The following is a 21,478-nucleotide window of genomic DNA, read 5'->3' as shown; positions in this document are numbered from 1 at the left end:
GGCTTGTCGAAGGGCCTGCCCCGAGCGGAGCCGAGGGGCTAACCCACCCATTAATGCTCACTCGAATGCCGAATGGAATTAGGCTGTCGCCGTCATTTTTTTAGGCCCAGCGGCTCGGGAGACGGCGGTAAAACCGTATCCAGCTCGTCCTTGAGCGCGACCCCGGAAATCCGGCGGCGCATGGCTTCCTCGGTCAGGTAGAGCAGTTTCGCGGCGGCGGCTTCGTAGCTCAATCCCTCCGGCGGACGGATATTGGAGATGCAGTTGCGCTGGGCGTCGGTACTGCCCGGCCGTGGCGCGTAGGTGAGATAGATGCCGAGGCTGTCGGCGGCGCTGAGCCCCGGTCGTTCGCCGACGACGATGACGGCCGCACGCGCGCCGAGGGTAAAACCGATTTCGTCCGACAGGGCCACCCGGCCGTTCTCGACCAGACTGATAGGCCCGACCCGGATGCGCCGTGACCGATATCGACCGATCACCGCCTCCAGCAGGGGCAGACCGTGCCGTTCGACGGCGGTGGATGACAGCCCGTTGGTGACGATCAATGCCACATCCATACCGCCGCCGTCCATGTCATCCAGCCGCGTGCGGGAACCGGAATCGAGAACGCGACCCCGATCGGGGCGACGGAGGTATTCGGCGCGACTTCGGATCGGCGTTCGCAAAATCAGACAATCTTCGCCCATTTCGCGCAAGCTTTCGGCGAACCCCTCGATGTCCCAAGGGAAGTGCACGGCATCCCGTGCTTGAGCGTGGGCGAGCTGAAAGTCGAGCAGGGCTTCGGTCGGAACGGCATGGCCCGCGCGTCCCAAGCCTATGCGGGCCTGGGTGAAACGCTTGAGGGCGAACCAGGGATCGGTCATGGGCTGTCCTCCGTCAGTGCGTCCATCGCATTGAGCAGGCGAGGGGGCATGGGACCGAGGCTCAGCGCATTGCGGCCGTCGAAAATGCCCATGCGGTCGAGCCATTCCTCGAATTCCGGGGCGGGCCGGAGCCCCAAAACCTTGCGAAGGTAAAGGGCGTCGTGAAACGAGGTGCTCTGATAGGCCAGCATGACGTCGTCGGCGCCGGGCACGCCCATGATATAGGTACAGCCGGCCACCGCCAGCAGCGTGATCAGATTGTCCATGTCGTTCTGGTCGGCTTCGGCGTGATTGGTGTAACACACGTCGCAGCCCATGGGCAGGCCCAGCAGTTTTCCGCAGAAATGATCCTCGAGCCCCGCGCGGATGATCTGTTTTCCGTCGTACAGATATTCCGGCCCGATGAAGCCCACCACGGTGTTTATCAACAGCGGCGAAAACGCGCGGGCGACGGCGTAGGCCCGCGCCTCGCAGGTCTGCGCATCGATGCCGTGGTGAGCGTCCGCAGACAGGGCGCTGCCTTGGCCCGTCTCGAAATACATCAGATTGTCGCCCAGCGTGCCGCGTTTCAGCGACAGCGCCATTTCGCGCGCCTCGCGCAGGAGGGAAAGATCGATGCCGAAGCTCCGGTTCGCGGCTTCGGTCCCGGCGATGGACTGGAACACCAGGTCCACCGGCGAACCGCGCCGCATCAAGTCCATGGTCGTCGTGACATGGGCGAGCACGCAGGACTGGGTGGGGATGTCGTGCTCGACGATGATCTCGTCCAGCAGGCGGAGCAGGGTGTCGACGTTCTTCGGACTATCTGTCGCGGGATTGATGCCGATAACGGCATCTCCGTTGCCGTAGAGCAGCCCATCCAAAATGCTGGCTGCGATGCCGCGCGGGTCGTCGGTCGGATGGTTCGGCTGCAATCGCGTGGAAAGCCGTCCCGAGAGGCCGATGGTGTTCCGGAACCGCGTGGTGACCGTGCAGCGCTTGGCGACGGCGATCAAATCCTGGTTGCGCATGATCTTAGATACCGCGGCGGCCATTTCCGGCATCAGGCCCGTGCGAATCCTCGCGATGGCTTCGTCGGCGGTGGTGTCGGAAAGAAGCCATTCTCGAAACTCGCCGACCGTCAGCGCCGAGATGGGCGCGAACGCGGCATTATCGTGCGTCTCGAAGATCAACCGGCTGACCTCGTCCTCTTCAGGCGGAATCAGCGGTTCTTCGAGGAAGCGGCACATGGGAACCTCGGCCAATACCCGTTGCGCGACGGCACGCTCCTCCTCCGACTCGGCCGCAATTCCGGCCAGTTCGTCCGCTGAGCGTAGGGGCGACGCCTTCGCCAGCAAAGTCTTCAGATCGGCGAAGGCATAGCCGCGTCCTTGGATGCTTGCGGTGTATTTCATGGTGGTTCCAATTTCCTTCTCGTTTCCATCCTAATCCTTAATGCTGTTAAGACACCTTTGTCGGCAAGGGATTGCCGACCTGCCAAGCTTGCACACACCACGCCGGAGTAGGTCGGGAATCCCTTCCCGACGCCTTCTGCCGCCTCACGTGGCAGACGATTTCGTCGGCACAGGATTGCCGACCTTCAACTGGCTTTCGATAGTTCCGCTGCCTTGCCTGGTGGGTTACGGCGCGCGGAAACACCATGGGAACTTTCCAGACTCGGTGCGATGCGCGCCTAACCCACCCTACAGCCGCGATAATGTCGTAGGGTGGGCAAAGGCCGATAGGCCGTGCCCACCGGAATTTGCTGGGCGTTGCCTCTACAGCGCCACGGTAACGGTCTTGACCTCGGTATAGTTCTCCAGGGCATAGCTGCCGAGTTCGCGCCCGATGCCGGACATCTTGAACCCGCCGAAAGGAGCGGCCGTGTCGAAGATATCGTAGCAATTGATCCATACCGTTCCCGCCTTCAGTTCGGCCGCCAGGCGATGCGCCTTGCTGATGTCCTTGGTCCACACCGCCGCCGCCAGTCCATACATGGTGCGGTTGCCGTGTCCGATGACCTCGTCCACGTCCTTGAACGGAATCATCGACAGCACCGGCCCGAAGATTTCCTCGCGCGCGATTTTCATGTCCTCGCCGACATCGGCGAAAATCGTGGGCTCTATGAAAAAGCCCCGGCTGCCGACGCGATTGCCGCCGGTCAGAAGCTTGGCGCCTTGCTCCTTGCCGGAGCGGATATAGCCCATGACCTGATCGAACTGATCCTGGCTGACCTGCGGTCCCTGGGTAGTTTTCGGATCGAACGGGTCGCCCACGACCTGCCTGCGGGTCCGTTCGACCAGCTTTTGGGCGAAATCGTCGTAAATGTTCTTTTCCACGAAAAGGCGAGAGCCGGCGCAGCAGCACTGGCCCTGATTGAAGAAGAGTCCCTGGAATGTGCCTTCGAGCGCCGCATCCAGATCGGAATCGGCGAAGACGATGTTCGGGCTTTTCCCGCCGAGTTCCAGCGTGACGCGCTTCAGATTGGAACGGCCGGCGGCCTGCATGATGAGCTTGCCCACTTCGGTCGAGCCGGTGAAAGCCACCTTGTCGATGTCCATGTGCTCGGCGACCGCGGCTCCGGCGGTTTCGCCGAATCCGGGCACGATATTGATGACGCCTTCCGGAATGCCGGCTTCGAGAGCCAGTTCGCCCACCCTAAGCGCGGTCAGCGGCGTCTGCTCGGCGGGTTTGAGCACGATGGTGCAGCCGGCCGCGAGAGCCGGGCCCCACTTCCAGGCCTGCATCAGCAGCGGAAAATTCCACGGAATGATTTGCCCCACCACGCCGACCGGTTCGTGACGGGTGTAGGTGAAGAACGGGCCGTTGATCGGAATGGTTTTGCCCTCGATCTTGTCCGCCCAGCCCGCGTAGTAGCGGTAACATTCGATGGTCAGCGGCAGGTCGGCCGATTTGCTTTCGGTGATCGGTTTGCCGTTGTTGAGCGTTTCCAACGCCGCCAGTTCGTCGAAGTGCTTCTCGATCAGGTCCGCCAGGCGGTACAGGCAACGTCCCCGTTCGCGCGCGTTCATCTTCCGCCAGGGGCCTTCCTCGAACGCCTTGCGGGCGGCGCGAACGGCCTTGTCCACGTCCTCGCGGTCGCCTTCCGCGACGCGGGCTATGACCTCGCCGGTCGCGGGGTTGAGCGTTTCGAAGGTCTTGCCGCTGGCCGAATCGACCCACTTGCCGGCGATCAGCATTTTCGTTTGAGAGATCTTGATCTGGGACGGGTTGATCTGTTTTGGTTCCGCACTCATCTGCATTCCCTCGTCGGTTGAATTGAAACGGGTCCCGGTTCGACCCTGATTCTGACTACAGGTGTGCCGCCGCCTGCACCCATGGCTTTGACAGACGGCGCCGCTCCAAAAATCCGCGTTATCCGATTCCGGATGGCGCCCGCTTAGATTACACCCCTGGTCGAAAAAATCCTGCATCCGGTCTTTACGACCGGTTTTCGACGACCGACAACGAGGGGCACCGTTGATTTGTTGTAGAACCGTAGGATGCGGTGAGGAACGAACCGCCCTTCGACTAGGCTCAGGACAGGCATCGTTCGCGATTGGTGCGGTTCCTGTCGTCACCGCACCCTATGGGCTGGCATCTGTCGCGGCCGCTGGCGACCCAAACCGGGATGACCAATCAATGGCTGAAGGGCAGTAGGGCGCAATAGCGTACCCGCGTATTGCGCCGCGTGGTAGCCAAATCCATCCGGCGGAATACGGGAGTACCCTATTCCGCCCTACGCGAGCTGTGACATTTTACGGCATCGGCTTGAGCGGCTTGTTGGGCGGATTCTGAGTTACGGACTTTGATTTTTCTAATTCCAAAAACTGCCGTTGTATTTCATTTGCTTCTCTCATCGCAGCTACGGATTGCCAGGTAATCACGGTGTACACGGCAGTAGATACGGCTACGACGATCGAGAGAGCGATTAGGATTTTTTGCTGTCGACTTTGAGCATTAGATATTTTTTCGTACAGCGAGATTAGGTCGGTAGTCTTTTCTTGAAGCCCTTGACTCGCCCTATATATAGTTCCCATCAGGCCAGTCACCTTGTCGCGCAATCCTATTGCGGCCTGAATGGATTTTTGCTGCATGATGCGCTCGTAACGAGCCATTTTCCCAGTGTGCGCGTCCTCGAAGTTCAGAATCTCGTCGTCCGATATTTCGTTCCAATTCTTTGGCATTTACGTCTCCTTGCGACGCACCCAACGACAAAGCTCAGCCGACGCTTGGAGCGTAGCAGAAAGCGGTCGCCTGGAGCAGAATGTTAGGTCGAGATTCCAACCTAGAACCACCATACGGTTTAACTCCTACTTTATGCATTCCGCCTGCATACCTTTTCGTCGAATTGCACTAGCGTATGTTGTACATATCGCCTCCGCCTGTTCACGAGATACGCCCGAGTAAATCATTCTAAATGTTCCACTTGTTGTATACGGTGCAACGAAGCTCTGATTGTGCCAAACAGCTTCATATGCTGATGGAATGCTTTGTGAACATCCACCGTACTCCTTCTTGCATTCAGGGCAATCCAGCTTCAACCCAGCAAAATAATTTTCAATTAGTATTTCACATTTAGCAGACTTGAATGATTGAATGACAACCATTTTTAGGCCAACACCGTTGTCATATTGACTAATCGCGTACTGCTGATCTGCCTGAGATGGCACACAACCAAAGGCAGATAATAGGAACAATATCGTGAGGTATTTTTTGAATATCTGCACGAATTTTGCCTTCGTATATTGAAATTTCACTTGCCGCCTAAAGCGCGGTAGGGCGCAATAGCCCGAGTAGGGCAGAATCGGGTGCCTCACTATTCCGCCGTATGAAAACGATCCATTCGGCATGCCGCGCAAAGTTGAGCGGGACGTAAAACGAGCGCGTTTTTCGACCTGAGAGGCGTCTTGACTCATGAGGCGGAGATACTTGAACGATAAGGCAGGAGTGTTGACCGAGTTACGGATAAATAAACCTAGCACAACCCACTGTTTTTGCCTTTCTTATTGTTCCGGCAGTTTAGTGGAATCAAGGCTTGTGCGGCCTTCTGATTTTCCAACGGCAGCCTTTGTAGCCGTCATAGGATGGGCTGAGCGAAGTGACAAATCGGCAGGATAGCCGATTTGCACGGTAGTCCGCCCGAAGGGTGCCGGACAGGGATTGTCCGGCATGAACCCCATCGATCGCGAACGATGCCTGTCCTGAGCGTAGTCGAAGGGCGCTTCCCGATGGTCAGCACATCCTATGGACTGCAAAAGAAACATCTGCGTTATCCGTCATTTACAAGCGGTTTTCGATGATCAAGAACCAGGGGCGGCGAGGTATCGGCCGAAGATGCCCATTCTTGTCGAGTTTCAAAATGTTCTTGGAAACGGAGTTTCTGACGTTTCCGCCGATGGCTTCCAGGGTCCGACCGTGTTTTTCGACGACGATGTCGCAGTGGAGTTTGGTGTGCTCGATGGTTTCGAGGAAAGGGGATTGTACGAACGGAGGAGTGATCGAGGACCCGCGGCTTGCGCAGATCAGATCGCCGGGACGCGGCGCGTAGTCGTGTATGCGTCTGGGCACGAAAACGGCGTTCGGCGACTCGGCGTTGCGAATAATCCGTGAAAGGTACATCCAGTGGGCTTCCGAAGGCGGAAACCGCTCTTTCGGAACGCCCGCAGTGGCCATGACCCAGCTGACGAAAGCCGCCGACCACGGTTGTTCGCAATTTCGGCCGGTACGTTCCGGCATGCCGACCGCTCGCCAATACTGGTTGATTCGTTGAGCGTAGGGGGATTCGTCCTCCCAGAACCCGACCAGCGGGATGCTTTCCTTGTCGCCGTCGTAAATGACCGATTGCCGACCGAAGTAGAACCATTCGCTGATGGCTAGCGCGAGAATTCGGTCTTTTGTGGGCGGAAGTTCGATGCCGGTGCTTAAGCGAGGGCTGATTTCAGCGTCGTGCGCCTGCTTTTTGGGCAGCCATCCGCAGGCCGATAAAGCGAGAAAAATAAGAACCAGTACGATTTTCATGGTTGCCGATCTTGGGCGATTTTCGGTAGGCTGGCGTACCGGGAACACGCTGCTCGTTTCGGGTTACGCCGACGATTTCACGGCAGGCCGTTATGAGTCCGTGTGGGCAGCTACGGGGCGGCAGCCGTTCCCGGCAAAGACTCTCATTCTCACGGATACGTACCAATGATTCACCATATTTCTATCGCCGCCAGGCACCCCGAGCACGCAGCGGCGGTTCTTGCGGAGTTGCTGGGGGGACGGTCATTTCCATTTCCCGTATTCTCCGGCAGCTACATTGCACTGACCGATGATCCGCACCGTACGGCGATCGAGGTTTATCCGCTCGGCACGGAGCTCAAGCCCGGCCTGGAGCACGAAGAGGTAAGCTCAATGAATAACGAGGCATCCTCGCCGTTCACCGCCACCCACGCCGCCGTCTCGGTCGATCTCACCGAACAACAGATCAAGAGCATCGCCGCCCGCGAGAGCTGGCGCGCCGTGACGTGCAACAGAGGGGGGCTTTTCGATGTCGTCGAATTGTGGGTGGAGAACCGCGTTCTGATCGAATTGCTCACTCCGGAAATGGCAAAAGCTTATCTGAATTCGATGTCTTCAAGACAATGGGCGGACTTTTTGAAGCAGAATGCGGGCACGGATTAGCCGGTGAGTTCATCCGGTGAAAGGCAGTGTTACACAATCGACCTAAAGCCGCCGGTCCGGCGCTGCTCTATTTTCACGATCCCATGTGCAGCTGGTGCTGGGCGTTTCGACCTGTATGGCAGAGTGTACGGACCCGGTTGCCGGATGCCGTGGAGATCGAACAGTTTCTGGGCGGTCTGGCGCCGGACAGCGCGGTGCCCATGCCGGCCGAGATGCGCGAAAACATTCAGGACATTTGGCGAACGATAGAACGTTCGGTGCCGGGCACCCGGTTCAATTTCGATTTCTGGACGAAATGCGTTCCAAGGCGTTCCACCTACCCGGCCTGCCGCGCCGTGATCGCCGCGCGCCGGCAGGGCGCCGGCTTCGAGGACGCCATGATCTTCGCGATTCAACAGGCCTATTACCTGCAAGCGCGAAATCCGTCGAACGACTCGACTTTGATCGAGCTGGCGGAAGAGATCGGTTTGGACAGAGGCCGCTTCGCGGCGGATCTCCGGCATCCCGATACTCACGTGGAATTGCTCGAAGAAATCCGCTGGGCGCGAGAGCTCGGGGTCCGCAGTTTTCCGACCTTGCTCCTGTCTCATGACGAAGGATACTCGGAAATGCCCGTGGATTACGGCGACGCAAATCGGATTTTGTCGGCTATCGCCGCGCGTTTATAGTGTCGCCACGCTCAAGTAGCGCGAGAAATGGTAGGTCGGCAATCCCTTGCCGACAAACCCGCTTAGCAAGTTGTTAACGTCGGGAAGGGATTCCCGACCTACAACACTCTAACCGCGCCGAAGCCGTTGTCGCACATCGTTTTCCAAGTGCCGCCATTGCCCGCCGTTCAGCCATTTCTCGCACCAGTACGCCAATTGCGCCGGGTTGGAGCTCATGATCTTGTACTCCTGTTTGGCCTGATCCGGTCCTTCCGTCGGCCACCACGAAAGCGTGTCGAATTGCTGCTGAATATGGGCCTTGGCCGCTTCGAACGTGTCCGCATCGATTTGCAGGTGTCGTGTCGTCACAATGGATCTCCCGTAAAGTCAGTCATGAAATCGCGGTTTCAACCATTTTGACGCTCCATCTTGAATAAAATCGTTTTTCGCATTCACTCATCGAACAAAGGAGATGTCCATGAAAGCCATGCAATACACGGGCTACGGCGATCCGTCGAAAATTCATCCGGCCGAAGTGCCCGCGCCGAAACCGTCGTCCGACCAACTGCTCGTCAAAGTGGCCGCGAGTTCCGTCAATCCGATCGACTGGAAGCTGCATAACGGCAGTTTACGCTTTATCGTTCCGGTCCGGTTTCCGTCCATACCCGGCATGGACCTCGCCGGCGAAGTCGTGGAGATCGGCGCGAAGGTCACGCGTTTTCGGCCCGGCGACCGGGTGATGGCGTGTTTGCGCTCACGGGGTTTCGGAACGGCAGCCGAGTTCGCCGCGGTGGATGAACGCTTGGCAGCCTTGGCGCCGAAGACGATGAACGACCATGAAGCCGCGGCCTTGCCCTTGGCCGGACTGACCGCTCTCCAGGCTCTGCGCGATCTCGGCCGCCTGAAGGAGGGCGGCAGGGTGTTGATCGTTGGCGCTTCCGGCGGTGTCGGGCATTACGCCGTACAGATCGCCAAGGCGCTCGGAGCGGATGTTTCCGCGGTATGCAGCGGCGCCAACGCGCCCTGGGTACGTGAGTTCGGGGCGGACGAGATCATCGACTATACTCAGACGACCGAGTTCGGTCCCTTGGCCTCTTTCGATCTGATTTTCGATACCGTGGTTTCGGAGCCTTTCGGGCGTTATCAGGGTTTACTGAAACCGGACGGCATCTATGTATCCACTCTGCCCGCGATCGGTCTGATGGTTCGCTCAGTGTTGTTCCGGCTTTTTTCGAAGAAGAGGATCAAGACCGTCATGCTCAAGTCTAACGGGGAAGATTTGGCGTTCTTGAGCACACTGGCGGAACAGGGGCGGTTGCGTTCCGTCATCGACAGTGTGTTCCCGCTGTCCCAGTTGGATCTTGCGCATCGTCGGAGCCAATCGGGACATACACGGGGCAAGATCGTCATCGACATACTCGGCGCATCCGCGGGATCGACCTGACACCTTCAACATCCGGGGATCGGTCCGCCGGGAATTATCGGAAAGACCCTATTCACTTCAATCGTTTTGGCTACAGATCTATGCGCATCGATTCATACGGCAACATGGAATTAACGGCGGAAGAAAACCAAGACCTCATGGATCGGCTGGACATACCCGAGAGCGATTACGACGATCCGCCCGTCGAAATCGAGTGTGTCGGAATAGAGAACGAGGTCGCCACGTTCAAGGCCACGAACACGAAAACGGGAAAGTCGGTTCAGATGGTATTCGACTTGATGGACGAGGAAGATTAGGTTTTTCGTCGCGTATAAGTCGGCCGAAACCGATATGAATCTGTAGCCGCCGGGCTGATGTCGAACTTCCTTCGCGGAACGCCCGGCGTTTGCCGCTTTTGCGGTATCGCAGCCGCGCTATGGCTTGCGTTGGGCCAAACGGCGGCTTATGCCGACTTCGTTCCTTTCGCCGATCAGATCGCGACTAACTTCTATTCCCTGCAATTGCGGGGCATTTCTTTCGAATCGGAAGGACAGCTTGCCGAGGTTTACGTGGCCGAGGGGACCATGGATCCCGCCTCTTTCGGTCACATCCGGATCACCGATTTAAGCGCCAACTCGATTCTTTTCGAGCAAACCTACGGAGATCTGGGGGGCATTTGCTGCAGTCCGCAGATCCGGGGCAGCTTTGCTCAGCAGCTCGTATTGCCCTATGCCACACCGCTCCAGATCGACATGAACGGCCAGGAGTTCAGCGGGATGTCGGTCCTCTACGGCAATACGGTGGTTGCATCGGGAAGAACATTTGACAATCAGTTCCCTTCCTTTTCGACAAGCTTGACGATTAATACCAACGTGCCGCCGACGGCAACCGACGATAGCGTCGCCATCCCGCGCGACCAGGCGACGGCGATCGGGGTGCTGAACAACGACGGCGGAGCACAGCTCCAGCTCGCCGGCGTTTCGGCGCCGGCCCACGGCACCGCTGTTCCGAGTGGCTCGTCGGTGATCTATACCCCCGACGCGGGATACGTGGGTATGGATTCGTTCGTCTATACCGTCACCAACCCGGCCGGAAGCGCCAATGCAACCGTGAGCATCACGGTCAATCCACGCCTGCCGACCGCCGCCAGTCACAAAACCAGCACCACGACCGGGCAGCCGGTAACCGTCACGGTAGTGGACAGCAATCCCGATCAGATCGTCGTGACCTCGGTGTCCCAGCCGGCCAACGGCACCGCGACGGTGAGCGGAACCACCCAGGTCGTATATACGCCGAGAGCGGATTTCGTGGGGGAGGACCGCTTCACTTACACCGTCGCCAACTCGATCGGCGAGAGTACCGGCACGGTGACCGTGGTGGTCGGGGCCACTCTGAACACGGCCGGGGACCTGGTGCAGCAGGAATCCTTGGCCGGTACGCTTCAGACCATCGTCAGCACCAACAGCGCCTCCGAAGCCTTGCAGGAGCGCATTCGAGGGCTCACCGAATTGCTGAATCGACCCGGCGGGCTGGAACGGGTGGCGGAAGCCCTCAGCAGCATCAGTCCGGAAGAAACCGCCGCGCAGGCCCTCGGCGGCGGGCGGATCTCGCAGATTCAGGTCGGCAACGTCAACCAGCGGCTGGTGGAACTGAGAGCCGGAAGTTCGGGTTTCAGCGTGAACGGATTGACCCTGAATCTCGACGGGCAGACGCTGCCGGGCAACCTGCTGGCAGCTATGCTTCCGTTCGGCAGCTCCGGCGGAGCCAGCGGAGACGAGGACAGCGGATTCAGCAGGCTGGGCGTCTTCGTGAACGGCCAGTTCGAGTCGGGGGACCGAAACACCACGCGCTTGCAGCGGGGATTCAATTCCAAGGTTTACGGCTTCACGGCGGGCGTCGATTATTGGTTCACCCGGCAGTTCCTGATGGGCGTGTCCGCGGGTTACGGCTATACCGAATCGAATACCGTCCGAAACGGAGGCGATCTCGAAATCGACGGTACGACGTTTTCCCTGTTCGGCAGCTATCAGCTCACCGACCGCTGGTATCTGGACCTGGTGGCCAACGGTACCTACAACCAGTACAGTTCGACCCGGAACATCGCCTATATCGACGCGTTCGGGCCGGTGCGAATGACCGCCAAGAGCGACACGGAAGGCTGGCAGCAGCGCTACAGCGTCAACAGCGGCTACGATTTTCCTCTTGGCGCGTGGACACTGGGTTTGCGCGGGCGCACGGAATACGGACGGACCACCATCGACGGCTATACGGAGCGGGGCGCGGACCCGCTCAATCTGGCGATCGACGCGCAGACGGTGGATTCGGTAACCACGGCCTTGGGCGGAATCGTGTCTTATACCGCCGGCACGGCCGTCGGTGTGTTCGTATCGCAGCTCGGTGTGGAATGGGAGCACGAATTCGAGAAAGACAGCCGTCTGATCGGCGCCCGTTTCGCCGACGACGCCGGCGGGCATCGATTCACCGTGAGCACCGACAGTCCGGACCGGGACTATGTCAATCTCAGAACCTCCGTTTCGGCGGTGCTCCCCCACGGCGGATCGGCATTCGTCCAGTACGAGACCCTGGTCGACAACCGCTTCGAAACACGCCATTCCGTCAATGCCGGCGTGCGGTTGGAGTTTTAGAGCATTTTCCGGTTGGGTGCGGAGGATGCGTCGGCAAGGGATTGCCGACCTACGCATCGGTGCCGCCAAGTAGGTCGGGAATCCTTTCCCGACACAGCCCATGGTAGGGCGGGTTAGGTGCGCACCATGCCTTCCGCGCGTAACCACACGAGTCATGCGCGCACCGTAACCCGCCAAAGGACGGCGTGGCGGGTAACGGCGCACGCAAAGCGTGGTGATCGATAGCTAGCTTGTGTTGGAGTGCGCCTAACCCGCCATTGATGGGTTTCGCTTCGCTCTACCCATCCTACGAAATTCCGGTTTCGGTAATCTGTTAACAGGACAGGGTACGCATTGCGTCACTATTCAAACTCCAAAATCTTTTCTTCGATCGCTCGCCGGGAGATGCCGTGCCGATCCAGCAGTTCTTCCATCGTTCCCGATCGGGGCTCTTTGCTTACGGCGAGACGATGTACGGGTACCGTGGAATTCAAGGCCGCCGCGACCGCATCGCCGAGTCCCCCGTCGCGCCAGTGGTCCTCGACCACCACGACGCCTTGTGTTTCCCGCGCCGCCTGCTCCAGGGTCGCCACGTCCAGCGGCTTGACCGAATAGGCATCGATGACGCGCACCGATATTCCTCGCTGCTTCAGGCTGTCATGGGCTGCGAGCGCCTCGTGCACGGTGATGCCGGCGGCGACGACCGTGAATCGGTCGTCCCCGCCGGAGCGCAGGGCCTTGCTGCCGCCGATCGGAAAATCTTCATCTTCGGAATAGATGACCGGGGTTGAAGGGCGCGTGGTGCGGAGATAGACGATGCCCGGCGTCTTCACCGCCAGTTCGGTCAGGCGTTCGGCGCTGACGGCGTCGCACGGGTACAGCACGGTGCTGCCGGCCAGGGCGCGGAACATGGCCAGATCCTCAAGGCCCATCTGCGAAGGGCCGTCCTCGCCTATGGACACGCCGGCATGGCTGCCGCAGAACACGAGATGCGGCGGACGGCTGTGGCCCGCCATGCGGATGAAGTCGTAAGCACGCGAGAGAAAACAGGCGAAGCTGGCGGCGACCGGAATCTTGCCGGAAACGGCCAGGCCGAGCGCGGTTCCGACCAGGTTCTGCTCGGCGATATAGCTTTGGAAGAAGCGTTTCGGATAGCTTCGGGCGAAAAATTCGGTATACGTCGAGTTGCTCACGTCGCCGTCGAGCACCACGATTTCCGGCATGAGTCCCCCGAGCTTCTTGAGCGCATTCCCGAATCCCTTGCGCGTGGCGACCTTTTCGCCCGGCTGGTAGCCGAGTTCGAGGCGCGGCGCCGGTTCGGATTCGGAGTGGCGAATCGCGCTGATCCGGCGAGGTTCGATCGTCATGTGCACGCCCGTATCGCCCAGTTCCTTGAGCGCCCTGTCCATCTCCTCCCGGCTCAGGGCCTTGCCGTGCCAGCCGTGAGCGCCTTCCAGAAAGGGAACGCCGTGGCCTTTTTCAGTTCGGGCGATGATCGCCGTCGGGCCGCCTTTTCGGGCCCGATACAAGGCGTCGAGTATGGCTTCCATGTCATGCCCGTCGATTTCGATGGTCGACCATCCGAAGGACTGAAAGCGGCGTGCGAATACCTCGGTGCGGTGCCCATAAGGCGTGGGTCCGGTCTGGCCCAGGCCGTTGACGTCGACGATCGCGACCAGCCCCGACAGCTTGTTGAGAGACGCGAACTGCGCCGCTTCCCACACCGAGCCCTCGGAGCACTCGCCGTCCCCCACGACGCAGAAGACCCGGCTGGCGATGCCGTCCAGGCGGTTGGCCAGCGCGATCCCGTTGGCGGCGGCCAGCCCCTGACCCAGCGAGCCGGTCGCCACTTTGACCCAGGGATTGGTCGGCGTCGGATGGCCCTCGAAGGTGCTGTCGATTTTGCGCAGCGAACCCAAGTCCTCGTGACTCGCGCCGGACTCGTGGAGCGCGGCCCATAAGATCGGGGCCGCATGGCCCTTGGATAAGATGAAGGAGTCCACGTTGCGGGCGCTCGGGTCGCTCGGGTCCCAGCGCATTTCGTGAAAGAAGAGGGCGGCGACGATATCGGCGCAGGACAGGCTCGAGGTCGGATGGCCCGATCCCGCTTCGGTCGTCATCATGACGACGTCGCGGCGGAGTTGGCGCGCCATTTTCTGCAGGAGGGCGATGCCGCGGCGATTCGAGTATTTCTGGCACTTGTCCGCCAGGCTGTTCATCAGGGCGTCGTACGGTTCGATGAATTTCTGTACGCCCTCGTTTTCGAGCTGGGCGGTAACCAGGCCGAAATCGATTCCGAGCTTCGAAAGCCCCTCCATCACCCCTCGCGCCTCGTCCGAGCCTTCCTCGATCGTGTCGCGCACCGCGCCGTGATCGGCGAAGGCGTCGATGGTCGTTTCCGGCATGGTGTTGACCGTGTGGGGCCCGATCAGCGGTTCCACGTACATGACATCCGGGTAGTCCGGATTTTTCGTGCTGGTGCTGGCCCATAGCATGCGCTGCATACGCGCGCCCTTGTTTTCCAGAGCTTTCCATCGATCGCTCGCGATGATCCGTTTGAAGCTACGGTAAGCCAGCTTGGCGTTGGCGATCGCCGTCTTTCCCAGCAGCGTTTTCGGGTCCGGCTCGAGGTCACGGGCAATCTCCGGGGAGATTCGCTGACTCAGGAGCTGATCCGCCAATACATCGATCCGGCTCAGAAAAAAGCTGGCCACGGAGGCGATGTTTTCCAGCGGGAGACCGGCCTCGGTCCTCCGTTCGAGCGCTCGGAGATAGGCCTCGGCGACGGCTTGGTAGCGCTCGACGGAAAAGAGGAGGGTGATGTTGACGTTGATGCCCTCGAACAGAAGCTGCTCGATTGCGGGCAGGCCGGCGAGGGTGCCCGGAATCTTGATGAACAGATTGGGCCGATCGACGATGCGGGACAAATGCCGTGCCTGTTCGATCGAGGCCTCGGGGTAATGCGCGATGTGCGGAGACACTTCGAGACTGACGTAGCCGTCCAGTCCGGAGGTTTCGTCGTAAACGGGACGCAGGATGTCGCAGGCGTCTCGAATGTCGGTGGTCACCAGCGCTTCGTAGATCTCGCGCACGTCGGGGCATGGACGGCCGCCGCAGGTGAGGCTTTCGATTTGCTCATCGTAATCCTTGGTTCCGGCGATGGCTTTCTGGAAGGTCTGCGGATTGGAAGTCACCCCGCGCAGGCCTTCGCGGCGGACGCGGCATTCGAGTTCGCCGCTGGTGATCATGCGCCGCGTGAGATTGTCGATCCAATAGCTTTGGCCGTGCTCGATGAGTTTTAGTAGAGCGTTCATTATGTCTTCCGTCCTATAAGGATAACGGCGCCGGATACTGCCGAAACGTTCTGGGGCGTGAGGCTGAAACAAGCTGTGGTCGGTCGGCAAATCCCTTGCCGACAAAGAGGCGGTGCGTCGGGCAGTTGTAGGTCGGCAATCCCTTGCCGACGAAGGCGTCTCATCAAAGCCTTCCCTTCAGGCTGCGAGGGTCGATCGGGCCGGGTTCGGCAATCAGCTCGCGGGCTAAGTCGACGCGTTCCCAGACGTTCCATAACAGCACGCCTCTGACCCGACCGTCCCGCAGGTAATAGACGACGCCTTTTCGGTTCGGCTCCGACCAATCGGCGACTGTTTCGAGGCGGGAGTCGGTTTCTCCGACGGCTTCGTATCCCAGTTCGAACAGATCCGAATAGAAAAACGGAAGATGGTGATACGGAACGGTTTCCCCGGCCATGTTTCGACCGGCGTGCTTGCCCATGGTATTGGCATTGTCTTCATGTTCGACCCGCAAGCGTGTGTCCAGGGCCGGATTGTAGAAATTGGCGACGTCTCCGCTGGCATACACGTCCGGAGTACCGGCTTGCAGGAGGCCGTTCACCACGATGCCGTTTTCCACTAGAAGGCCCGCGCCTTTCGCGAGCTCGATGTTGGGTACGATACCGATGCCGGCCACCGCGGCATCCACGGAAATCGCCCGTTCGTTGGTGGTCTTCCCGTCGCATAAGGTCAAGACGAGCTGGTTGTCCGACTTTTGAAGATCGGTGACCTGCTGTCCGGGCAGCACCTCGACGCCCTGCTGTCGATAGTAGTCGTTCAGGAACAGGCTGAGGTCGGGCGGGAACAGTCGCGCCCCTATCCCTTCTTCGGGAAAGGCCATGACCACTTCCTTGCCGTTCATCGCCAGAGCAGCCGCGATCTCGGAACCTATGAATCCGCCGCCGATGACGGCAAAGCGCTGTTTTTCCTCGCTCAGCGCGCGAAGACGCTGATAGTCGTCGAGGGTTCGAAAATAAATGATGTCGTCGCCGCCGAAGGGGAGTCGCCGTGGGGTTCCGCCCGTCGCCAGCAGCAATTTATCGAAGGTGTAGGCGGTCCCTTGATCGTCGTCGATGCGCTTGGCCGCGAGATCCAGCGTGCTGGCGATCCGGCCGAGATGCAGAGCGACATTCCGTTCGACGTTCTTCCGCCAGATGCGCTCGAACGGTTTTCCTTTCCAGAGTCCTTTGGAGAGGGGCGGGCGGTTGTAGGGAGGGTGCGCCTCCGCGCCGATCAGTCCGATCGTTCCCCCGGTATCGATCTCGCGTATGCCCCGAATCGCGGCGTCCGCCGTCATTCCGCCGCCGATGATGAGATAGTTGTAGTGCGGCATATCATTCGCCTCCGTCGGCGCCCTCATCCGTCAAAGGTTTCGGCCGCGAGCGCCTTGAACTGTTTGGGCGCTAAACGAGCTTCGCCCTGAGCTTGATTTCGGCGCCGGTGAGAAGCCGGGAGACCGGGCAATTCCGTTTCGCGTCGTCGGCGAACGTCTGGAATGTCGCTGCGTCGATTCCGGGTACGTCGCCCTCGGTATCCAACTCGATCGCGGTGATCTTGAACCCTTCGCCCACCTTTTCGAGGTGGACTTTCGCCGTCGTCGCAATGCGCTTGGGCGTGTGCCCGGACTGCGCCAAGCCGTGTGCCAGCGCCATGGAAAAGCAACCCGCATGCGCCGCGCCGATGAGCTCTTCGGGATTGGTGCCTTGTCCCTCTTGAAAACGGGACGAAAACGAGTAGCTCCCGGTGAAGGCGCCGCTGCCCAATCGCATGCTTCCTTTTCCCTGAGCGAGATTGCCTTCCCACTCGGCCGATGCGCTTCGTACCGCCATGTTCCCTCCTTTAAGATCTCTAGGTCTAAGACGGTGGGTGGGAAGCTACTGCGCGTCCCGATGGCGGCCCTTCGACTAAGCTCGGGATGAACTTATCCTCGGACCACTCGTGACGTTCCCCGCGCACCGTTTAAGGTATGAGACTTTTCTCCGAAAAGAGAGTTGCACGTTTGTTTTTCCGCATCCTTCCGGGGAGGGGCTATCATAAAGAACGCCACCGAGCCGCGATGTGTTTGCAAAACAATCTTCCCTGATAAGAAAAATGACAGATATTCAGCAAACGTCTGGTGATGATGCACTCGACAAAACCAGGATCTTGCCCTCGTCCGCCGGCAATCGTCCGGGTCCGGCCGCGGTTGCCGCAGACGATGATGCGGAAAAGACGCGGCTGGCGACCCTCGCCCCTAGGGTGCCGGAGGCGCCGCGTCCCGTCGCGGCGCCCGCGCCGAGCGATGATGGCGATTCGACTCGGCTGAGTACCCGGACCGGCCACAGTGTCCCGCTGCCGGTCGAATCCGCGTTAACGGTAAGGCCTTTGCAAATCGGCGACGTCCTCAAGGACCGGTTCGTGCTGGAGCAGGTGCTGGGCGAGGGCGGAATGGGCGTAGTGTTCAAGGCACTGGACCTGCGCAAGAAAGAGGCCAACGACAAAGAGCCCTATGTTGCTTTGAAGGTCCTCAACGAGGATTTTCAGCAAAATCCCGTTTCCCTGATCGCGCTCCAGAGGGAGACCAAACGGGCTCAGACGCTTTCCCATCCGAACATCATCAATGTGTACGACTTCGACAGGGACGACCGGCACGTCTTCATGTCGATGGAATACCTCGAAGGCCAGCCCCTCAACCGATTGATCCGAGAGCTTCCCGAGGGGGGCATGCCGTTCAAGAAGGCCTGGCCGATCATCCAGGGCATGGCGGAAGCGCTGGCCCACGCCCACAAGAAGAACATCGTCCATTCGGATTTCAAGCCGGGCAACGTCTTCATCGACGAGAACGGCGAAGTCAAGGTGCTCGACTTCGGCATCGCCTGCGCCGCGGGCCGAACGGACAAGAAGGGCGGCGACGCGACCGTATTCAATGCCCGCGATCTGGGGGCGCTGACGCCGGCTTATGCGAGTTACGAGATGCTCAAGGACGAGGAGCCGGACCCGCGCGACGATATTTACGCCCTGGCCTGCGTGACTTACGAACTTTTGGCGGGGAAACATCCGTACGCAAAAATTTCGGCGGACGTCGCGGTCGAACTGAAATTGCAGCCCAAGCCCATCTCCGGCTTGAACGGCAGGCAATGGAGAGGTCTCAAGAGAGCCCTCGCCCTCAAGCGCGAGGACCGTACCCCGACGGCCGAGGATTTCATCGGCGATCTGCAGAAGCGGTCGCCGGTGTTCTACGGAAGCTGGGCCGCCGCCACGGTTGTCGTCCTGGCCATCGGCAGCAATGTTTACATGGGCCTGCATAAAGCCAAGGAGCCGCCCAAGATCGCGACCACGCTCACCGCCGAGCAGCACGCGAAAGTCGCGGATCTGCTGGAACTGGCGGACATTCACTTCGAGGTCGGCTATTTGACCGCCCCGACCGGCGCCAATGCTTTGTGGGCCTACCGCGAGGCGCTCAAGATCGATCCCTACAACGAAAAGGCGGCCAGCGGCATACAAAAGATCGCGAACGCCCTGGAGCTGGAGGCATGGAAAGCGTTCGAGCAAGGCAACCGCGTCGATAGCCTGAAGAAAGTATTGGAGGGGCTGGAAGCCGTCCCGAATCACGACGGTCTGCTCAAACTCAAGGGCAAGCTTGAACGTTGACAATGGAGCGTCCCGCGTTTCCGCTCCGTTTCCGGATACGCGGTTCGGGCTCGCACGCTGAGCGCCGGTCCCGAGGGACGGCAAGTCTAGGCACTTGTCATCCCGTCTTTCCGCCATCTCCCGCTATTCCTTGACAGCATTTCAGAAAAATCCGGTCTGTGCGCGGAAATGCCGGAGCTCTGTACGAACTATTGCGTATTTTTGGATAGAACGAAGGGCGGCCTGATCGAAATTATTGGATACGGAGACGTAAGTCCTCGTGTAGCGTCCTGGCAGCTTATCGGATTGGAGTGCCGTAACAAGAGCGGTCCGAGATAGGCGCGCAACTCCGAAAGTACGGAGTACCCTGAATCGAAGGAACGCAGAGGGTCGTCCCGCATGAATGACCGATATCTTCGCCGAAAATTGCCGCTGGGGGCGCTGGCTCTGTTGGGAGTTTTCGGTTTGGGTCTTGTTGCCGGCTGCCGGGAAGAACGGGGCATAGGCGAGTTCAGGCGGGCGCCGCCGGCAGGGGGAACGCCCACCGGCGCGCCCATGGTTGATTTGCGCCCCGGCCCCGAGATGCCGGAGCTGCCGCGATTCCGAAATCCTTTCGCGGGAGACCGGCAGGCCATCGCCGAAGGCAAGGAGCTCTGGGACTGGTTTAACTGCTCCGGCTGTCATGCAAGCGGCGGCGGGGCAATCGGTCCGCCGTTGATGGACGACGAGTGGATCTACGGTCCTCACGACGACAACCTGTTCGCCAGCATTGTCGAGGGCCGGCCCAAGGGTATGCCTGCCTACGGCGGGCGGATTACCGATGTACAGGTCTGGCAGATCATCGCTTACATCCGCACGCTGCAACCCGAGTACGCGGCGACCGGCGCGCCTGAACCCAGGCGCCGGGAATCGGCGGATGAAAGCGGGAAATCGCCCGGCGAGCCGAAACGATGAACCAAGGCGCATGGAATCCGGGCCCGAGCGGGGGAGCGCGATGCCGGGTGAAGCGGGTCGTCCTTCCGATTTTCGTCTTGCTGTTCGGCGGCTGTTCCGGGGTTCAGGACGCCACCAATCCGATGAGTCCGCAGGCACAGATGCTGGCCAACCTATGGTGGGCCATGTGCATCGTGGCCACGCTGATTCTGCTGGCGGTCATGGTTGCGCTTCTGACCGGCGTGTGGCGCTCGCTGGGCCGGCGCGGGGAAGCGCCTCTGAATCGGCGCCAGAGCCGCAATCTGGTGCTCGCCGGCGGCGTGATACTGCCGGCTATCGTACTCCCGATCGTTTTGATTTCCAGCGTGTCGATTCACCGAGAACTTTCGGCGGAGCCGCCGGAAAATGCGCTGACCGTGGAGGTGATCGGACGCCGCTGGTGGTGGGAGATCCGTTACCTCGACGAACAGGATAGGGCGGTCGCGGTTACCGCCAACGAAATCCACATCCCGGTCGGCCGGCCGGTGAAATTCCTGCTCAAATCCAGAGACGTCATCCACAGCTTTTGGGTGCCCAATCTGAGCGGCAAGATGGATCTGATTCCAGGTCAGAGCAACGTCGCTTGGGTCACCGCCGACCGGGCCGGGGAATTTCGCGGCCAGTGCGCCGAGTTCTGCGGCATACAGCATGCGAACATGGCTTTTTGGGTGGTTGCGGAGCCGTCCGAAGTCTTTTCGAACTGGCTGGCTCGGGAGCGCGCTCCGGCGGTCGAGCCCGCCGATCCGGTTCTCGCCAGGGGACAGCAGGTCTTTCTTTCATCGCCGTGCGTACTCTGTCACTCGATCCGCGGGACCGCCGCGCTCGGACGGGTCGCGCCCGATTTGACCCACCTGGCCAGCCGGCGGACTCTCGCGGCCGGAACCCTGCCCAATAATCGCGGCAACCTCGCGGGCTGGATTCTCGATCCTCAGCACGTCAAACCGGGCAACAAGATGCCTCCCGTCAATTATGACGCCGAGAGCCTGCATCCCTTGCTGAGTTATCTGGAGAGCCTGAAATGAAGGAGAAATTTTACACGCAGTCGTCGGCAAGGGATTGCCGGCCTACGAAGGCTGGCGCTTGTTTCGGCCTACATGCTTGCGCCCGAGGTAGGTCGGGAATCCTTTCCCGACAGCTTCGTCGGCAATGGATTGCCGACCTACGATCTTCCCGACTGCCTCAGGACAGGCTCCGTGTTCCCGGCACGGTGGCCTTTCCACCGTTGATTGCCGGAAACGCTGACGCTTATTCCGGCCTACCCGCTTGCGCCCCAAGTAGGTCGGGAATCCTTTCCCGACGCCACGTCCTGGCCGCGCGTGTTCGTCGGCAATGGATTGCCGACCTACGATCGAGAAGTGTACGGACG

At 60.0% G+C, this 21,478-nt stretch carries 18 protein-coding genes; 8 read left to right on the top strand and 10 right to left on the bottom strand.

The genetic code is table 11. The features are described from left to right. Positions 1-92: 92 nt before the first annotated feature. The 6 genes from eutC to ACR2TX_RS20460 form a co-directional block, all read right to left on the bottom strand. A complete protein-coding gene (gene eutC, locus ACR2TX_RS20485; protein ID WP_210024190.1) occupies positions 93-863 on the bottom strand; it encodes an ethanolamine ammonia-lyase subunit EutC in 771 nt (256 codons plus the stop codon). Beyond that, a complete protein-coding gene (locus tag ACR2TX_RS20480) occupies positions 860-2,257 on the bottom strand; it encodes an ethanolamine ammonia-lyase subunit EutB (protein WP_156879981.1) in 1,398 nt (465 codons plus the stop codon). Before ACR2TX_RS20480 ends, eutC begins: the two co-directional genes overlap by 4 nt. Positions 2,258-2,620: 363 nt before the next feature. Next, positions 2,621-4,099 (bottom strand): aldehyde dehydrogenase family protein, encoded by a 1,479-nt coding sequence (locus ACR2TX_RS20475; protein WP_434113093.1) that lies wholly within the window; start codon positions 4,097-4,099, stop codon positions 2,621-2,623. Between the two features lie 501 nt (positions 4,100-4,600). Next, positions 4,601-5,029 carry a hypothetical protein gene (locus ACR2TX_RS20470; RefSeq protein ID WP_434113091.1) on the bottom strand — a complete coding sequence of 143 codons (429 nt, stop codon included), beginning with the start codon at positions 5,027-5,029 and terminating at the stop codon, positions 4,601-4,603. Between the two features lie 126 nt (positions 5,030-5,155). After that, a complete protein-coding gene (locus ACR2TX_RS20465; protein ID WP_434113089.1) occupies positions 5,156-5,761 on the bottom strand; it encodes a hypothetical protein in 606 nt (201 codons plus the stop codon). A 364-nt stretch (positions 5,762-6,125) separates the two neighbouring features. Then, the gene (locus ACR2TX_RS20460) at positions 6,126-6,863 is read right to left on the bottom strand and encodes a DUF2272 domain-containing protein (RefSeq protein WP_434113088.1); all 738 of its coding nucleotides are present in this window, start codon (positions 6,861-6,863) and stop codon (positions 6,126-6,128) included. Positions 6,864-7,028: 165 nt separating this feature from the next. Here ACR2TX_RS20460 and ACR2TX_RS20455 point away from each other — a divergent pair, with 165 nt between their 5' ends. After that, positions 7,029-7,505: a hypothetical protein gene (locus ACR2TX_RS20455; RefSeq protein WP_077731089.1), complete on the top strand. Its 477-nt coding sequence runs from the start codon at positions 7,029-7,031 to the stop codon at positions 7,503-7,505. A gap of 26 nt (positions 7,506-7,531) precedes the next feature. Then, positions 7,532-8,173 (top strand): DsbA family protein, encoded by a 642-nt coding sequence (locus tag ACR2TX_RS20450; RefSeq protein WP_434113086.1) that lies wholly within the window; start codon positions 7,532-7,534, stop codon positions 8,171-8,173. 108 nt (positions 8,174-8,281) lie between these two features. Here ACR2TX_RS20450 and ACR2TX_RS20445 read toward each other — a convergent pair whose 3' ends face one another. Next, complete coding sequence (locus ACR2TX_RS20445; RefSeq protein WP_210024197.1) at positions 8,282-8,521, bottom strand: hypothetical protein; 240 nt, start codon at positions 8,519-8,521, stop codon at positions 8,282-8,284. Positions 8,522-8,630: 109 nt separating this feature from the next. Here ACR2TX_RS20445 and ACR2TX_RS20440 point away from each other — a divergent pair, with 109 nt between their 5' ends. From ACR2TX_RS20440 to ACR2TX_RS20430, 3 genes are all read left to right on the top strand, one after another. Beyond that, on the top strand, positions 8,631-9,596 hold the full coding sequence (locus ACR2TX_RS20440; protein WP_434130622.1) for an NAD(P)-dependent alcohol dehydrogenase: 966 nt from the start codon (positions 8,631-8,633) through the stop codon (positions 9,594-9,596). Between the two features lie 80 nt (positions 9,597-9,676). After that, positions 9,677-9,892: a hypothetical protein gene (locus ACR2TX_RS20435; RefSeq protein ID WP_077731086.1), complete on the top strand. Its 216-nt coding sequence runs from the start codon at positions 9,677-9,679 to the stop codon at positions 9,890-9,892. A gap of 57 nt (positions 9,893-9,949) precedes the next feature. Further along, positions 9,950-12,220, top strand: coding sequence for an autotransporter domain-containing protein (locus tag ACR2TX_RS20430; protein ID WP_434130621.1), 2,271 nt, complete (start codon positions 9,950-9,952; stop codon positions 12,218-12,220). Positions 12,221-12,561: 341 nt separating this feature from the next. Here ACR2TX_RS20430 and ACR2TX_RS20425 read toward each other — a convergent pair whose 3' ends face one another. From ACR2TX_RS20425 to ACR2TX_RS20415, 3 genes are all read right to left on the bottom strand, one after another. Continuing rightward, positions 12,562-15,513, bottom strand: coding sequence for a transketolase (locus ACR2TX_RS20425; protein WP_434130620.1), 2,952 nt, complete (start codon positions 15,511-15,513; stop codon positions 12,562-12,564). Positions 15,514-15,676: 163 nt separating this feature from the next. Next, positions 15,677-16,864 (bottom strand): NAD(P)/FAD-dependent oxidoreductase, encoded by a 1,188-nt coding sequence (locus ACR2TX_RS20420; RefSeq protein WP_156879972.1) that lies wholly within the window; start codon positions 16,862-16,864, stop codon positions 15,677-15,679. Between the two features lie 70 nt (positions 16,865-16,934). Next, positions 16,935-17,360 carry an OsmC family protein gene (locus tag ACR2TX_RS20415; protein WP_077731082.1) on the bottom strand — a complete coding sequence of 142 codons (426 nt, stop codon included), beginning with the start codon at positions 17,358-17,360 and terminating at the stop codon, positions 16,935-16,937. Positions 17,361-17,622: 262 nt separating this feature from the next. Here ACR2TX_RS20415 and ACR2TX_RS20410 point away from each other — a divergent pair, with 262 nt between their 5' ends. The 3 genes from ACR2TX_RS20410 (at position 17,623) to coxB (ending at position 21,134) form a co-directional block, all read left to right on the top strand. Further along, positions 17,623-19,161 (top strand): protein kinase domain-containing protein, encoded by a 1,539-nt coding sequence (locus tag ACR2TX_RS20410; protein ID WP_156879971.1) that lies wholly within the window; start codon positions 17,623-17,625, stop codon positions 19,159-19,161. 378 nt (positions 19,162-19,539) lie between these two features. Next, positions 19,540-20,094 (top strand): c-type cytochrome, encoded by a 555-nt coding sequence (locus ACR2TX_RS20405; RefSeq protein ID WP_156879970.1) that lies wholly within the window; start codon positions 19,540-19,542, stop codon positions 20,092-20,094. After that, positions 20,091-21,134 (top strand): cytochrome c oxidase subunit II, encoded by a 1,044-nt coding sequence (gene coxB / locus ACR2TX_RS20400; RefSeq protein WP_434130619.1) that lies wholly within the window; start codon positions 20,091-20,093, stop codon positions 21,132-21,134. Before ACR2TX_RS20405 ends, coxB begins: the two co-directional genes overlap by 4 nt. Positions 21,135-21,478: the final 344 nt, after the last annotated feature.

Origin of the sequence: Methylocaldum sp. GT1BB (assembly GCF_051027545.1) — a bacterium.
GTDB lineage: Bacteria > Pseudomonadota > Gammaproteobacteria > Methylococcales > Methylococcaceae > Methylocaldum.
Note: the sequence above shows the minus strand (reverse complement) of the source record. Positions and strands in the feature narration are given on the sequence as shown.